The 15,121-nt window shown below is 40.6% G+C and carries 15 protein-coding genes; 8 read left to right on the top strand and 7 right to left on the bottom strand.

The genetic code is table 11. The features are described 5' to 3' along the window. The first annotated feature begins 80 nt into the window (after positions 1-80). Complete coding sequence (locus C2M30_RS22075) at positions 81-638, top strand: prepilin-type N-terminal cleavage/methylation domain-containing protein (protein WP_158683469.1); 558 nt, start codon at positions 81-83, stop codon at positions 636-638. Between the two features lie 15 nt (positions 639-653). Here the strand turns inward: C2M30_RS22075 and C2M30_RS14840 are convergent, their stop codons facing one another. Together C2M30_RS14840 and C2M30_RS14835 are read right to left on the bottom strand one after the other, a co-directional pair. Continuing rightward, positions 654-1,778, bottom strand: a complete 1,125-nt coding sequence (locus tag C2M30_RS14840) for an alpha/beta hydrolase family protein (RefSeq protein WP_105172216.1) — start codon at positions 1,776-1,778, stop codon at positions 654-656. An 85-nt stretch (positions 1,779-1,863) separates the two neighbouring features. Next, positions 1,864-2,895, bottom strand: a complete 1,032-nt coding sequence (locus C2M30_RS14835; protein ID WP_105172215.1) for a helix-turn-helix transcriptional regulator — start codon at positions 2,893-2,895, stop codon at positions 1,864-1,866. Between the two features lie 191 nt (positions 2,896-3,086). Here C2M30_RS14835 and C2M30_RS14830 point away from each other — a divergent pair, with 191 nt between their 5' ends. Genes C2M30_RS14830 through C2M30_RS14810 form a run of 5 tightly spaced genes read left to right on the top strand, consistent with a single transcriptional unit; the run spans position 3,087 to position 8,309 of the window. Then, positions 3,087-4,445, top strand: coding sequence for a DASH family cryptochrome (locus C2M30_RS14830; RefSeq protein WP_105172214.1), 1,359 nt, complete (start codon positions 3,087-3,089; stop codon positions 4,443-4,445). Beyond that, positions 4,446-5,897 (top strand): cryptochrome/deoxyribodipyrimidine photo-lyase family protein, encoded by a 1,452-nt coding sequence (locus tag C2M30_RS14825; RefSeq protein WP_105172213.1) that lies wholly within the window; start codon positions 4,446-4,448, stop codon positions 5,895-5,897. Continuing rightward, complete coding sequence (locus C2M30_RS14820; protein WP_105172212.1) at positions 5,897-6,049, top strand: DUF2256 domain-containing protein; 153 nt, start codon at positions 5,897-5,899, stop codon at positions 6,047-6,049. The genes C2M30_RS14825 and C2M30_RS14820 overlap by 1 nt, the downstream gene beginning before the upstream one ends. Next, complete coding sequence (locus C2M30_RS14815) at positions 6,039-7,598, top strand: cryptochrome/photolyase family protein (protein WP_105172211.1); 1,560 nt, start codon at positions 6,039-6,041, stop codon at positions 7,596-7,598. Before C2M30_RS14820 ends, C2M30_RS14815 begins: the two co-directional genes overlap by 11 nt. A gap of 54 nt (positions 7,599-7,652) precedes the next feature. After that, positions 7,653-8,309, top strand: coding sequence for a flavin reductase family protein (locus C2M30_RS14810; protein ID WP_105172210.1), 657 nt, complete (start codon positions 7,653-7,655; stop codon positions 8,307-8,309). A 76-nt stretch (positions 8,310-8,385) separates the two neighbouring features. Here C2M30_RS14810 and C2M30_RS14805 read toward each other — a convergent pair whose 3' ends face one another. The 3 genes from C2M30_RS14805 to C2M30_RS14795 are packed head-to-tail and all read right to left on the bottom strand — an operon-like array spanning position 8,386 to position 11,097. After that, positions 8,386-9,576, bottom strand: coding sequence for a porin (locus C2M30_RS14805; RefSeq protein WP_105172209.1), 1,191 nt, complete (start codon positions 9,574-9,576; stop codon positions 8,386-8,388). Between the two features lie 16 nt (positions 9,577-9,592). After that, on the bottom strand, positions 9,593-10,003 hold the full coding sequence (locus tag C2M30_RS14800) for a phosphate ABC transporter substrate-binding protein (protein ID WP_010558318.1): 411 nt from the start codon (positions 10,001-10,003) through the stop codon (positions 9,593-9,595). Positions 10,004-10,017: 14 nt separating this feature from the next. Next, a complete protein-coding gene (locus C2M30_RS14795) occupies positions 10,018-11,097 on the bottom strand; it encodes a porin (protein WP_105172208.1) in 1,080 nt (359 codons plus the stop codon). 157 nt (positions 11,098-11,254) lie between these two features. Here C2M30_RS14795 and C2M30_RS14790 point away from each other — a divergent pair, with 157 nt between their 5' ends. After that, entirely contained in the window at positions 11,255-12,868 is a 1,614-nt protein-coding gene (locus C2M30_RS14790; protein WP_105172207.1) for a methyl-accepting chemotaxis protein, read from the top strand. 56 nt (positions 12,869-12,924) lie between these two features. On the opposite strand, the gene C2M30_RS14785 is transcribed toward C2M30_RS14790, so the two are convergent. After that, positions 12,925-13,455, bottom strand: a complete 531-nt coding sequence (locus tag C2M30_RS14785) for a GNAT family N-acetyltransferase (RefSeq protein WP_105172206.1) — start codon at positions 13,453-13,455, stop codon at positions 12,925-12,927. A gap of 208 nt (positions 13,456-13,663) precedes the next feature. Here C2M30_RS14785 and C2M30_RS14780 point away from each other — a divergent pair, with 208 nt between their 5' ends. After that, positions 13,664-14,449, top strand: coding sequence for a hypothetical protein (locus C2M30_RS14780; protein ID WP_105172205.1), 786 nt, complete (start codon positions 13,664-13,666; stop codon positions 14,447-14,449). A gap of 62 nt (positions 14,450-14,511) precedes the next feature. On the opposite strand, the gene C2M30_RS14775 is transcribed toward C2M30_RS14780, so the two are convergent. Further along, entirely contained in the window at positions 14,512-14,967 is a 456-nt protein-coding gene (locus tag C2M30_RS14775) for a hypothetical protein (RefSeq protein WP_100914683.1), read from the bottom strand. Between the last annotated feature and the right edge of the window lie 154 nt (positions 14,968-15,121).

Below are 15,121 nucleotides of genomic sequence, written 5' to 3'. Positions count from 1 at the left end.
CAGAAGGCTTACTCTGTAAGGCATACATAAGGGTTTCCCTTATCCATTGAATGTTTAATGTTAAAAGATGTACACCTGCTATGACCTCTCACCGCGGCTTTACCTTAATTGAATTGATTTTAGTGATTGTTGTACTCGGCGTGTTAGCTGTTGTTGCTGCGCCTAAATTCCTTTCACTTAATCGCGATGCAAACATTGCAACTCTTAAACAAGTGGCTGCAGGGTTAGATCAACTGACCGATGGCATTTATGCTAAAGCAGTGATGCAACATAAACATAAAGTTAGCAATGAATCCGTTATTATTAATGGGGTTACCGTTAATACCTATTTTGGTGCTCCGCAAGAAATCTGGAATAACGCGTTGGGCGATTTAATGGACGGAGATTTCAGTTATGTGGGCAATGGGTATTTTGATTTAGGTGCAAGTTTAGTTGCGAGCTATAACTGCCAAGAGCGCTTGTGTGTGATAGATCAAACCCCAGCATCTTATGTAAATAGCAGTATTCAGGGCTGGGGATTATTTATTTTCCCTAAAGGCTACAGCCTACAAGACGAATGCTATGCCTATTACGCTTTTGCTGAAAATGGCAGCCAAGTTACCAGTAAAGTAGCCTCTACTGTTGATACTGGCTGCTAGTTTAGATTAGTCGAATTACTTTTGCTGAATGCTAACACCTTCAAATTCGGCGAGTACCAATGGCTGCGCCTTTAAATAGTGACTAAAAAAGCGCTGCATATGCTGTTTCACAATGTTGTGCATGGCGTTTTTATCAACCTCGCTCGGATAACCAACAATCCAGCGGTTTTGGTCGGTAAAGTCATTATGCTGGCTGCCGTGAATTGATACCAAAATGCTGTCATTTTGGTTCGCGTGGTAAATAGGCTCTAGCTGTGAGAAAGGATTTTCCGAGCGAAATAGTAACAGTGGTTTGTTTAGTGGATTTATTGCCACGCTACCCAATACGATACCATCCATATTTGCTGCGGCCTTGCATACTAACAGTTGCTGGCAGGCATTCATTGCCGCACTTGCACCTAAGCTAAAACCTAACATGCCAACATTGTTTAAATTGAGCTGATGCTCAAATTGCCAGCTTTCTTGCGTTAACCACTGATATGTAGCGAGCACGTCTTTGGCAATTTCAGGTGCAACTTGATTATCAAAATATGCGCGACCAGAGGGCGTTTGCACATCGTGTTTGCCACTTGGTAAATACAGTCCTTTGTGCTCGCCATTTTGAAAACTGGTAACGCCTGCCAAATAAGTATGGTTAATTGAAACCACTGTAAAACCATGACTCGCGAGCGCTTCTTGCAGCTCGGTGTTGTCAGCATTAAAAAGTCCTAAGCCATGAGAATAAAAAAGCACCGGCCAGCCATTTTCCTGATGATATGCGATTGGCGCTTTTGAATTTGACCAAGACAACATATTTTGCAGCTCATGTTGTTCGGGGTGAATTGGGGCATCTTGTGGCCTTAGTGCAGATAGGTAGTCAACTTGGTGTTGCCATTTATCAAAGTACGGGTGGTAGAGAGTTGAACGTAATTGGCTTGGGTAATGCACACGAACTGTAAACTTTCGCGGTTCGCCGAGCTCTGGAGCCAGTTTATCTTCGCGGTAGTCGGTAATATCAAACTCCATAATGCCAACCCGATATTGCCCGCTTGGTGCGGGGTAAACGTGTTGCTCAGATGGGTTCTCAAAAAGTGCATCATCGCTATCGCACGCAATTAATAACAGCGACAAACAAAGCGCAAAAAGTGTTTTGTAGTTCATAAAGTTTTCCTTTTTTTGAAGGCTTTATGGTTCAGCGTTTCGCGTTTGGTGTCGTCTTATTGGCGTTTTTGTACGTACAGATTCGCTAATCTGTACTTAATACTTGGGATTTATACTCGCTTGGGGTGAGATTGCGATATTTTTTAAATGCCGCATTGAAGGTCGATTTAGCATTAAAGCCCGCTTGCATCGCAATTGTTAACATTGGCATATGCGGCTGATTTTTAATTAGGTCGCAAACATATTCAATTCGCCGTTGATTAATTAAATCAATAAATTTTATTCCCAAGTGATGGTTTAACACCTGCGAGAGCAAATAGGGTTTCATCGCCAAGTGTTCGGCAAAGGTTTGTAAACTCAAGTTGGGATCGGTAAAAAGCTGCTGCTCATCAAGTGAGGTTAAAATGTGCTCGGCAAGTAATGCATCTTCACTCGCGTGCAATTTTTCTTTGTGAGTGTTTGCCACTTGCTTAGTTTTAAAGTCAAGTAGTTGGGGTTTTAGTAACAACACATAGGTAATGCCGTACATTACACAGCACATTAATAATTGCGGTAAAGGTAAGCTGGTTTGCAACATGTATTGAAACGGAATAACAGAAATAGCTAAAAATAAGCTGGCGCATATTCCCCATAACAACAAAATATTCTCGTTGCTAAGTGTGGTTGAAAACTGCGCTTGTTGTTTGCGATATCGCCTTACTGTTACAGTTGCCCAAATGACAAAATAAAGATAAATAACCAGTAAAAAGTAGCCCGATAATTCGTGACGCAAAGACAACACAGCACTTTTAGGATCGTATAGAAAATCAATAACAGAAATGTTAAGCGCTAGCCAAGGCGTGAAGTAACATATAATTTCGCGTTTTGACGGCATCAAACCGATGCAGCTGCGAATAAAAACAAAAAATAAAATGGCGTAAATCGCTCCCCAACATGCGTTTAGTCGTGATGAAAGCCAATTGACCTGACCGGCAAATACCAAAAAGAGATCTAAAGCAAACACCAAATGGATCAGCATTAAAATTTTAAATTGCTGAATTTGTTTCGATTTATTGTACAAAAAGCCAGATAACACCAAACTCTGTGCAAAACCGGCTAATAGAATCGCTGTGATCACGTTTATTTCCTCACTCATACCGCTAGCGACAAACAATACCAAGGCTAATTGACAATAATGTTTAAACAAGCCGTTTGTGATAAGTGCACAATGCTATGGGGTGGTTTAAAAAGGCGGGTTGTTGTTTTGAACTTTTTAACTTTGAATTACGTATCTAACGCTACAGTTTGTAATACGCTCGGTTGAAAATAGTGCTTAAAACCCTTTACTGGTTTACCCATGATTTACGCTTAAGTGATAACGCTGCGCTTGAATATGCGTTGAAAAACAGTGAACAAATTGCGTTTGTTTATGTGCTCGATCCCAGTACAAAAATTGCCAATAATTATCACAGCCAACTGCTTGGCGATCATCAAACGCGATTTATCTTAAATGCTCTACAAGAACTTGCCGATGAACTGCAAGCACTAGGTCATCGGTTAATAGTGTTAGGGGGCGCAGCTCAAAGTGAAGTAAGTGAGTTTATTCGTGAGCATGACATAAATCAGCTGGTGGTTGCAGAGCAAGTGGGTGAATACGAAAGACGTAAGCTAGCTGAATTGCAAAGCACCCATTCAAAAGTTAACTTCATGCAGTTTTGGCAACATACACTGTTTTCACAGCATCAAATTGACAAGCTTGATTGTATGTCGGGTAGTTTTAGTAAATTTCGCAACAAAGTTGAGAAAAAGACATTAACAGTTTCGGCACCAACCTCGTTGGAAAGCACATTGACGCCAGAGCATTGGCCAAAAGCGATTAAGGTTGACAACAATTGTGTGCTGCTTGCTTGGTTTGAGCGTTATGATGGGACTTATACTACGCCCAATGATATGCCGTTTTTCGCAGGAGAGCATGCGGGTAAATATCACTTGGTGAGTTACTTAAATAGTGGCGCGGCAAAAACTTACAAAGAAACCCGCAATGAACTTGATGGCTGGCACAACTCGACAAAATTCAGCCCTTATTTAGCGATAGGTAATTTATCGCCACGGCAAATTTGGCATGCGGTATTACAATATGAACATTCAGATGGTGCTAATGAGTCAACTTATTGGATTAAGTTTGAACTGTTATGGCGTGAGTACTTTCAGTGGCTGAGTGTAAAATTAGGCGAGCGCCTTTACCTATTTTCAGGCCTCAGTGATACCAAACCTCTCACTAGCTTTTTTGCCGAGCGATATCAAAAATGGTGTAGCGGTAATACACCTTATCCGTTAGTTAATGCACTTATGAAGCAACTTAACGCGACCGGTTATATGTCAAATCGTGGCAGGCAAATTGCGGCAAGTTGTTTTGTAAATGAGTTACAGCTTGATTGGCGCTATGGTGCTGCTTATTTTCAACAGCAACTGATTGATTTTGATGTGGCGTCAAATTGGGGCAATTGGCAGTACATTGCAGGTGTTGGTGTTGATCCGCGCGGCGGGCGGCATTTCAATATCGAAAAACAAACCGAGCTGTTTGATGCAAACGGCAAATTTATTCGAAAGTGGCAAGGTTCAGCGGTTGGCTCACAGCTTGATGCCAATGATGCAGCAGATTGGCCAATTTTAAGCGATGTAACTTAAATGAGCATCGCAGTTGTTTGGTTGAAACGTGACCTGCGTCTGTCTGATCACGCCCCACTGTTTGAAGCAGCAAAAACAGGTCTACCAGTATTATTAGTGTACTGTTTTGAAGACATGTTGCTTGACGATGCGCACTATTCTGAGCGCCATTGGCGCTTTGTCTCGCAGTCATTGTGCGATATGGCAAACAAGTTACCAACAGGCGCTTTGTATGTCGCAAAGGGAGATGCTCTAGCAGTACTTCAAGCGCTTAGTCTTAAATACGGTATTTCGCAGGTGTTTTCTCATCAAGAAATTGGCCTTGATAACACCTTTGCGCGCGATAAAGCGTTTGCTACTTGGTGTAAAAGCAATCAAATAATATGGCGTGAAGCCCCTTTAGGGGCGGTGCAACGCGGCTTAACCCATCGCACTCATTGGGATGAAAACTGGCAGCAGGTAATGCGTGCCCCTTGTTTGAATCTCGATTTAAATGAAGTTAACTGGTTTAAAAATAATGAGTTTGAATGTCAGCTGCCACACTTTGAAACGCGCTTTCAAAACATTCAGGGTCAGTTTCAAAATGGCGGCGAAAGCGAAGCATTTAATGTGCTTAACGACTTTTTTACCGCTCGCGGTAAAGAGTATGCATTTAACCTTTCAAGCCCAAGTTTAAGTCAAATTCATTGCTCGCGATTATCGCCGTATTTGGCGTGGGGCAATATTAGTTTGCGACAAGTGTATCAAACGGTACTCAGTCACTGGCAAGTTCCCGGCTGGCGCAGAAGCCTTGTTGCTTTTACATCGCGACTTCATTGGCATTGCCACTTTATTCAGAAATTTGAAAGCGAGTGTGAGATGGAATTTCGCCACGTTAACAAAGGGTATGACGACTTACCACGGGTGACAGGTGATTTAGCAGAGCAAAGATTACATGCTTGGAAAACGGGGCATACTGGCATTCCCATGGTTGATGCCTGTATGCGCTGCCTAATTGAAACTGGCTATATAAATTTTCGCATGCGCGCTATGTTAGTGAGTTTTTTGTGTCATCACTTAGAGCTTGATTGGCGTGCAGGTGTAGCGCATCTTGCCAGTTTATTTTTAGATTTTGAGCCAGGTATTCATTACAGCCAGTTTCAAATGCAAGCGGGTGTGACAGGTATTAATACCATTCGAATTTATAGCCCCGTAAAACAAGGGGAAGAAAAAGACGAAAAGGGTGACTTTGTTAGAAAGTGGGTGCCTGAACTTCGCGAAGTACCTGCACCATTGATCCACAGCCCATGGCAGCTATCACAAATGGAACAAATGATGTATGGCTTTACATTGGGTGAAGATTATCCTGAGCCGATTGTTGATGTAAAGCAAAGCTATAAAGATGCACAAGCGTTACTTTGGTTATGGCGTAAAAAGCCAAAAGTTGTGATTGAAAGTAAGCGGTTACTTAATCGCCATGTTAGGCCAAATTAGTGAAAAAATCAGAATTACCTACAAAAATTTGTCAAGTGTGTGAACGCCCATTTACATGGCGTAAAAAGTGGCAGCGAGATTGGCGCAATGTGAAATATTGCTCAAAACGCTGTGCGGGTAACCGACAAAAAGGAAAGTATAATGACCAGTGAGCTTCGTTTAATTTTGGGCGATCAGCTTAATGCGCAGCATTCTTGGTTTAAAGAAAAATCGAGTAATGTGACGTATGTGATTGCAGAGCTACATCAAGAAGCGAGTTACACCACCCATCATATTCAAAAAATATCGGCGTTTTTTGCGGCAATGCAGGCATTTGCTGGCGCATTAGAAAAAGCTGGCCATAAGGTGATTTACTTAACTTTAGACGACACGCAAAAGTACGCCGATTTACCCGACTTATTAAATCATCTAATCAAAGAGCAAAGTATTCATACTTTTTGCTATCAACTGCCCGATGAATACCGTTTACGCGCCCAGCTAAATGATTACGGTAAAAGCCTTGCTATCGACTACAAGGTATTTGATACCGAGCATTTTTACTTGGCTAATAATCAATTAGCCAGTTATTTCAAGCAAGGTAAAAAACACCGGTTGGAGCATTTTTATCGCAAAATGCGCGTGGAATTTAATGTATTGATGAATGGCGATGAACCACTTACAGGACAGTGGAATTTTGATAGTCAAAACCGCAATAAATTAAAAGTAAGTGATCTTGCAAATATTCCTGAGCCACTGGTGTTCGCTAATGATGTCAGTGACATTCTGGTGCGCATTGAAAGGCATGGCATTAAAACTATGGGTAAAGCAGAGAAACAATTGCTGTGGCCAATTAATCGCAGTCAAGCAAAGCAGCTGCTCGCTTTTTTCTGTAAAGCGCTATTACCGAAGTTCGGTCAGTTTCAAGATGCAATGACAGGCAAACTTATTGAGTTTGGTGAGGATAAAGGCTGGAGTTTATATCACTCACGATTATCGTTTGCGATTAATGCCAAAATGATAAGCCCTCATAGCGTAGTGAGTGCCGCCATAGAAGCCTTTGAACAAAACGACGACATAGACATTGCACAGGTGGAAGGCTTTGTTAGGCAAATTTTAGGCTGGCGTGAATTCGTGCGCGGTATTTATTGGGCTAATATGCCCAATTACGCATCGCTCAATGCCCTTGATGCGAACTTACCACTGCCTAGTTGGTTTTGGAGTGGAAACACCAAAATGCGCTGCTTGTCTCATGCGATTACACAATCACTTGATTTTGCTTACGCTCACCATATTCAACGCTTAATGGTAACGGGTAATTTTTGTTTAATTGCAGGTATTCACCCAGATGAGGTCGATGACTGGTATTTAGGCATTTACATCGATGCACTTGAGTGGGTAGAAATGCCAAATACGCGGGGGATGAGCCAGTTTGCCGATGGCGGCATTGTTGGTTCAAAAGCCTATGCTGCAAGTGGTAATTACATTAAAAAAATGAGTGATTACTGCAGTGATTGCCATTATAACGTAGCAAACACTGTGGGGGATGATGCTTGCCCGCTTAATTCTCTTTATTGGCAGTTTATGGATAAACATAAAGACAGTTTTACCAATAATCCACGCACTAAAATGGTGTTAAGTAACTGGCTTAAGAAAGCACAAGATGATCGCCATAAGGTACTTAGTCGCGCGAATTTTTTACTGCAAAATCTTGAAAATTTGTAATCGATAACTTGTGGTTAAGCGTATAGCAAAGCAAATGATTTTTAGGCAAATGCAATGATAAAACACATAACTCAAGATGATATTAAAGCGATGGAACAGCGCGAACGCGCTCGGTTAATTAATAGTTTATCAGGCTTTAAAAGTGCAAATTTAATTGGTAGCCAAAACGCATCTGGCATAACAAATCTGGCGATCGTCAGCTCAGTATTTCATTTGGGTGCAGACCCTGCGTTAATAGGCATGATTATCCGCCCAGATACCGTGCCTAGAGACACGTTAAGCAATATTAAAGCTACGGGTGTCTACACCATCAATCACGTAAATTCTCTTATTTGGCAACAAGCCCATCAAACATCAGCGCGCTATGACGAAAATGAGTCTGAGTTTGAAAAAGTAGCACTGACAGAGCAATTTGAGAAAGGCATAAATGCGCCATTTGTTGGTGAGTCGCAAGCCAAATTTGCCCTTAAATTACGCGAAATTAAACCGCTCGAAATTAACGGCACTGTATTGGTCATTGGTGAAATAACCCATATTATTGTGCCGGATATTGCACTTTGCAAAGACGGTTATATTGATATTGAAGCGCTTGATACTGTGGCGATTTCAGGTCTTGATAGCTATCACACAACCGATCGGCTAGCGCGATTAAGTTATGCTAAGCCTGACACAAAGCCACAGTTATTGAACATTGAAGGTGACGTTTGCTAATCACGTTGGTTTAACCTATTCCATAAAAAAGCCCTACTTAAAAAGAGTAGGGCTTTTGCTTTTAAGGAAATAATAATTAGAACACCAGATCCAGACCAAAGGTCACTAAGTCGGCGTCATTGTTGCTTAAATCATCTTCAAAGTGGGTGAATTCCACTTTAAATGCTGCTGATGGATGGAAGTCATATCGTACGGTAAACGAATATGCATTCGATTTAGCAGCTTGTGATGCGAGCGCTAAGTTAGTGGCATCTTGCAAATACAATGGTGGATTTGTACCAGGGGCAACAACAGGTATTTGTACACCGCCAGGGCCTGTTATGCTGCGTGGTACTTGGTTAAATTGATCGTTTGAATTTTCATCATCGTTGCCTTCATACGTTGCACTTAATGTGACTGAATCCATGCGATAACCAAGCGACACATAATATTGTGTTTGTTTGGCTAAAATACTGTTATCAATCTCAAATTGCGTGTATTCAGCGTCGAATAGAATATCGTTGTAATCAATTCCAATACCGATTGCTGCAAAATAAGCGTCGTCTTCTTCAATGGCTAAGTTATTATACTGCTGATTTAAGCCATAGGCTTGCAAGCCATTAAGTAACCCTGAGAGTTCGCTACTACCGCTAACATCAATACTGGCTTCAGAAACAAAATAAGCAACCCGTCCTGTTAGCCAACCGTTTGATAAACTCCAGTTAATACCAATTGTGTCTTTAAGTTCAGCAGCGTCGGAATCGGTAATTGCGGTTATATCTGTATTAACCGCACCCACCATTAGCTGTAAGCTGCTATCAAGTTCACCTATGGTCGAGTTATGCAGGTAGCTTAACCCTTCGTAGGTCGAAAACGACAAGTTATAAACTGATTGGGGAGGTCTTACCCAGCGGTAGGCGTAACCTACGTCAAGAAAATCGGAGTACCGATAAAATGGAATTCGCATTTTACCGGCACTTAGTTGTGAATTTTCAGATACTTCATAGGTTAAATATGCCCACTCAAACTCGGCATTAAAATCATCACTGCCTCGGGCTAACAGTTGTGCGGTTGCAGATAGCCCATCCATCACATCGGCGCTCACTTGTACCGCAAACAAACTGTCGTTCTGCCAGTCTAGTTCATCTGAGTAATTGTATAAGGCATCATCACTACCAAGGGTTTGCCCACCGTAGATAGAGGCAAAACCATTAACTCGGATATCTGCATAGCTTGATGTTGCAAATCCAGTTAATAGTAATGAAGCAATTAAATAACGTTTCTTCATATTAGCTCTACCTCAACTAGAAAGATTGAACAACCTTTACGCTACCATCGGCGCTGCCTTTTGAAACAAAACCAATTAAATTTGGATTTTTTGATACTAAGCTCACTACTTCTGCATCATTTGCCGCTTCTTCCGGTGGAGTGCCTTTGCCAGTAAATACTAACTTTGACCAATATGCTTTTAATTGGCTAGACGATTTGTTTAACACGTTTTGGTTGAACTCATCAGTAGCAGGGTTGCCATCGGCCTGAGTAATGGGCAGTGCTTTTGAACCATCGGCAAACGATTTTGCTTTTCCGGTAAAAATTTTCTTGATATCACCCGCGTCAATTGCATTTGCATTTGATGGGTGAACAATAACATCTACCGCAGCGCTTAATGAGCAAGATGTGAATAGAATAAGTGTTAAAATAATAAAATTTTTCATCGTATTACCCTCAATTAAAATACCATATCAACGCCGATAGTAATGGCCTTGCTATCACCTGCTACAGCCAGTTCATATGAGTTGTCTTCCACCTCGTCGTATTGAATTTTAAACGCTGCGTTTGAGTGGAAATCCCAACGGATACCAAATGATGTAGTGTTGTGATCTTCGCCATCATCACCATCTTTTTGATCGAAGGTAGAATAAGAGACAAAAGGGGTGAACGAATCGATACGGTAGCCTAATGTCAGCATCGCGGTATCTAAATTACCATCAAGATCGAGACGGTTTAGTTCGCTTAATACAAAAAAGTTACCAAAATCAGCGTTGACCGCTAAGCCATAAAAGTTGCCATCGCGCTCATCTTTACCGTTCCATGTAGATGGTTCGCCACCGATATAGCGTTGGTTGGTATAGCTCATAGCTGTTGCACGAATTTCTAACCAGTCATTACTGGTTTGAATTACACCGCCAATAATGTCTTTCCAAATTTCACGTGTTTGTTCTTTAAAAAAGAACTCTGAAAGTAGTTTATTTTCTTTGTCGTCTTCGCGACCAAAATAGATATTACCCGATAATGACCAATCACCGATTGATCCTGTGTAAAGGGCGTTTACACCGTTGTAGTTAAAAATCTGCCAAGTGTAGTTATCTGCGGGGGCACGCATCCAAACGTAGGCATAGCCAACGTCGTAAAAATCAGAGTAGTAGAATAATGGAAGGCGTTTTTTACCTGCCTGTATTGTCCAGTTGTCGTTGATCTCATACGACAAATAAGCCCACTCAAACTCTGCATTAAAGTCATCTGCACCGCGGGCAACAATTTGTGCTGTTGCGCTTAACCCTTCACCGACATCGGCACTGACTTGCAAGCCAAAAAGGGACTCGGGTTTAAAGGTGATATCTTCGTTATATACGCTCACTATAGGATAGTCAGCGAGAAAGGTGGGTTCATTAATGCCGTAGTGAGGAACACCTGTGCCACTAAGTACTTTGCCTGCATTTATGCTAGTAAAACCAGAGATATTAACATCTGAAAAGCTTGGAAAAGCCGCAAAACACAATGCACAACCTAATAAAACTTTATTGTTCATAATCGTTTCCTAAATTGCTTAATTTGCGTTATTAGCGAGGTAAGTATAGTTAAATAAACGAGATTACTAGCAAAAATTTAAAAATAGACGACAATTTAATGGTGGTGCTTAAAAGGGCTTATTTAGAACAATAGCTTAATGTAGGGTAACAAGCAGAATGAATATTATTAGCAATTTAAGTATAAACAAGAAGATACACTTAATTACAGGGCTAACAGTGATACTGCTAATTGCCATTTTGGCGGTTAGTCGCAGTACCATGGTAGACAATGAAAAATCTATTAACGAAATTTCGAATGTTAGTTACGAAGTAGTTAAATTTGCGACAGCTAACAAATATTTAGTGCAAAAATTGGATGAGCTTTATACTCAGTCGGTGACATTTGGCGATGAAGAATTGATTGGTAAAGCAACAGAAACCGGTGAGCAGATAAAACAGAATCTTGAACAGCTTTCGCGTTTATCGCCTGAGGATGCGAGTGGTCGAGATATTAAACTACTGCAAGAGTACAGTAAAATAGCAAAAGACATAGCGTCGGGTATGATTAACGGCACAGCCGACTTTTCAAAAATCCAACAACAAGCGCAGGAAAAAACTGCAAAATATGAAGAGCTAGTGAGTCATTTTGAAACATTTCAAGCTAAGTCAGATGAACGTTTTCAGGCGCTTATTAGCGATACATTAGAGCGTTCAAGCGATGCGATTAGTGTAACCATCGGGATTATTGTTATCGCCATCATTATGTCTGCGTTATTGGCCATTTACATTGCGCAAGCCATTAGTCAATCAGCTAAAGAAGTTGCGTCTTCACTTGAACAACTTGCCAATGGTGGAGGCAGTTTAAGCAGTAAGTTAGAAGTGCGAGGTGAAGATGAAATTGGTCAAGTATCGCAAAACTTTAATGGCTTTATATCGTTATTGAAAGACTCGGTAGAAAATGTAGTGTCTGTGGTTAGCCCGTTAATGGAAAACTCAACGCGCTTGGTACAAGGTATGGAACGCGCTGAAAACGCAACTAACCAACAATCACATGATGCAGAGATTGTACGCCAGTCAATGGAAGAGATGAAATTAAGTGTAGGTGACATTTCTAACTCGGCGGCGAGTGCCGCAGAAGCAGCAAGAAGCGCTGAAAAAGAAGTGGAAGTCAGCGCGCAGCAAATTGAATCTTCGGTAACAGAATCAAATGCACTTCGAGATGAAATCGAGGCGGCATCGGGCACCATTGATCAATTAGCCAATGACACTCAAAACGTAGGGCAAATTCTAAACGTGATTACCTCTATCGCTGAGCAAACGAATTTACTTGCGCTTAATGCGGCCATTGAAGCGGCGCGTGCAGGTGAACAAGGGCGTGGTTTTGCCGTGGTTGCTGATGAAGTACGTGAACTTGCATCGCGTACCGCAAAATCGACAAACGAAATTCGCGATTTATTAAATGTATTAACAGTGGCTGCTAATGACTCGGTAACAGCAATGAATTCAGCAATGGAAAAAGCCAAACAGAACTCAGACAACGCAGCAAAAACAGGTGACTCAATTCGTAAAATTGCTGAACAAATATTGGCGATTAACGGCATGAACGCACAAATTGCGACGGCAACCGAAGAGCAAACGTCGGTCGCCTCAATCGTGGTTGATAATGTATCAAATATGCACTCGTCGTTTGAGTCGACATTAAACTCACTTGAACAAGTACGCAGTGTTGCAACAAATTTGCATGATTTATCAGATAAATTACTGGATGCAACATCGCGCTTTAATCTTTAACTAAATAGTTTAAAAACAAAACACCTACCACTACTTTCTGTTGTAGGTGTTTTGTTTTAAGAAAACTCGCTTTTCAACATGCCAAATTTCTGATCGTTAAACCACTTATCATCAATTTTATAGTTGTCTCTGATCACGCCTTCTAGTTTAAACCCCAGCGCAGTTAATAATCGACTTGATGCGTCGTTGCCCTGTGTAACCGTAGCCGTTACTTTGTGATAATCACATTCATCAAATGCAAACGCCGTCACTCTACGCGTTGACTCTTTTGCATAACCTAATCCTTGAAATTCAGGGTCAAGCATAAAGCCAAGCTCGGCTTGCTGATATGGTTGCCACTGTGATAAAAATCCGGTAACGCCAATAGGTGTCATGGTATTTTTATTGAACATAGTAAGTGTAAGCCAATCATTAGATTGTTTTTGCCAAGAAATACAGCGTTCATCAAATCGTTGCTTAATTACATCAAGCGTAGGCATATCGCTTATAAAGCGCATCACATCAGGCAGCTGATGTAAATGTTTGAAAAATTGCCAATCGTCAGAAGAAAGCGATCTAAGAAGAAGTCTTTCGGTTTCAAGTTCCATTTTGTAGATAGGTTGCTCGTTATGTTTTTAGCATAATATGTCAAAATTATTAAACTAGCTCAACGAATTAGGTGGGAGTTTTAATAAAAAGCGTTATCAATTATTCAATAGCATGATGAGGTACATGTTTTTTTAAATTGTTTGAATACAATCTTCGCTTATCTCGGTCTAAACTCAACATGATGTAATTTAATTTTTAAGGTGCGCTATGCTTGAAAATGTATTTAATTATATGTTTTTAACAGTACTCATTTTTTTATCATTGCACGCGCATGGAACCAGCAATAAACAAGTCACATTAACTTATTGTTATGAAAACAAACCGGTTTTACCTCATTTTTATGGTGAAGGCCCATTAGTACCTGAGTCTAAGCCCGGTCCGGCAATTGATATTTTGAATCAAGTTGCGACTTATCATCCCGATTTAATCATTAAATTTGTTCGCTACCCTTGGAAGCGTTGTTTAAACGACCTCGCTAGTGGCAAAGTAGATGCTGTAGTGGGGCGGTACCATCCGCTTAGAGAAAAAATCGCCCGTTACCCAAAAAATAGTGATGGCGAATTAGACAACCGCTTAAGTTTTTCGAATTCTGCATCGTGTTTGTTACATAAAGCAGGCAGTATAAATTGGGATGGCGAAACACTGATTTTTGACAAACCAATGAGCATGTCTATTCCAAATGGCTACGGTGTTATTGGTGAAATGCGTAAAAAAGGCTTTGATATATACGAGTCACCATCAATAAATAAAGCCCATGAGTTACTGTTCAAAGGTCGAGTGGCTGTTTCGCTGAGCAATTGTCATATGGAAAATGTGCCAACTGGTTTTGAACAAAATACCATTCCAATTAATCAAAGTATTGGATATTTGATGTTTAGCCATCAATTTTTTGAGCGCCAGCCTCTTTTGGCGAATAAACTTTGGCAAACGCTGTCTGAAGTTGATGCTGAGGCGTTTTATCAAGAGTATTTTAATCAAGCCCTGGCACATTAAGCTGATCACAAGGCATAAAAAATAAGCGGGTTGCCCCGCTTAAACTTTCCCCAAATATTATTCTAGCGTGCAAATAGTCTAATTTTTTGTGCAACAACACCTTTATTATCAATAACAAATAGATGATCTGCTTGCGGTAACTTAACTGATTTTGTAATTCGGTTGCGCTTATTCTTAATAAGTGTCACACGTTCATCGTTTAGAATGTCGGCTTGGTATTCACACTCTGTGTAGTCTTTTCTGCGAGATCCAACTTTAACTCGGCCTAGACACATAACTACTACTGGCGCTGGTGAATCTTCAGTGCGAATTAACACATCTCTTAAAAGTTGCTTATTTGCTGAGTCCCAAACTAACATATAAAAAGGTTGTCCTTTAAATTGCTCGTAACTTACCTTTTCTTCGGTGAATGTTTCGCCTAAATCGGCAGGAATGTTTACACCTACATCAAGTTTTTTCGCGAATGCAGAGCTTGAGAAAATAACTAGTACAGATAATAAAGTTGAAAGATATTTCATGATAAGCGGCCTTATTTTTAATGTTGCAGTAATTATTTCATGAAAATATAACCAAATTATCAGTTGTTTATTTTAAAGTATGAGTAATTGTTACATTTTGTTTTGATTACTAAAAATTAGTTTTTTATTAAACCTTTTCCCTTTTGCTCGCGAC

This window comes from Pseudoalteromonas sp. T1lg24 (genome assembly GCF_002964745.1).
Taxonomy (GTDB): Bacteria; Pseudomonadota; Gammaproteobacteria; order Enterobacterales; family Alteromonadaceae; genus Pseudoalteromonas; species Pseudoalteromonas spongiae.
This window is presented reverse-complemented; position numbering and strand designations above follow the sequence as displayed.

Coding starts and splice junctions, on each gene's coding strand:
- C2M30_RS22075 (WP_158683469.1), top strand. CDS start 81: ATGACCTCTCACCGCGGCTTTACCTTAATTGAATTGATTTTAGTGATT.
- C2M30_RS14840 (WP_105172216.1), bottom strand. CDS start 1,778: ATGAACTACAAAACACTTTTTGCGCTTTGTTTGTCGCTGTTATTAATT.
- C2M30_RS14825 (WP_105172213.1), top strand. CDS start 4,446: ATGAGCATCGCAGTTGTTTGGTTGAAACGTGACCTGCGTCTGTCTGAT.
- C2M30_RS14815 (WP_105172211.1), top strand. CDS start 6,039: ATGACCAGTGAGCTTCGTTTAATTTTGGGCGATCAGCTTAATGCGCAG.
- C2M30_RS14810 (WP_105172210.1), top strand. CDS start 7,653: ATGATAAAACACATAACTCAAGATGATATTAAAGCGATGGAACAGCGC.
- C2M30_RS14805 (WP_105172209.1), bottom strand. CDS start 9,576: ATGAAGAAACGTTATTTAATTGCTTCATTACTATTAACTGGATTTGCA.
- C2M30_RS14800 (WP_010558318.1), bottom strand. CDS start 10,003: ATGAAAAATTTTATTATTTTAACACTTATTCTATTCACATCTTGCTCA.
- C2M30_RS14795 (WP_105172208.1), bottom strand. CDS start 11,097: ATGAACAATAAAGTTTTATTAGGTTGTGCATTGTGTTTTGCGGCTTTT.
- C2M30_RS14790 (WP_105172207.1), top strand. CDS start 11,255: ATGAATATTATTAGCAATTTAAGTATAAACAAGAAGATACACTTAATT.
- C2M30_RS14785 (WP_105172206.1), bottom strand. CDS start 13,455: ATGGAACTTGAAACCGAAAGACTTCTTCTTAGATCGCTTTCTTCTGAC.
- C2M30_RS14780 (WP_105172205.1), top strand. CDS start 13,664: ATGCTTGAAAATGTATTTAATTATATGTTTTTAACAGTACTCATTTTT.
- C2M30_RS14775 (WP_100914683.1), bottom strand. CDS start 14,967: ATGAAATATCTTTCAACTTTATTATCTGTACTAGTTATTTTCTCAAGC.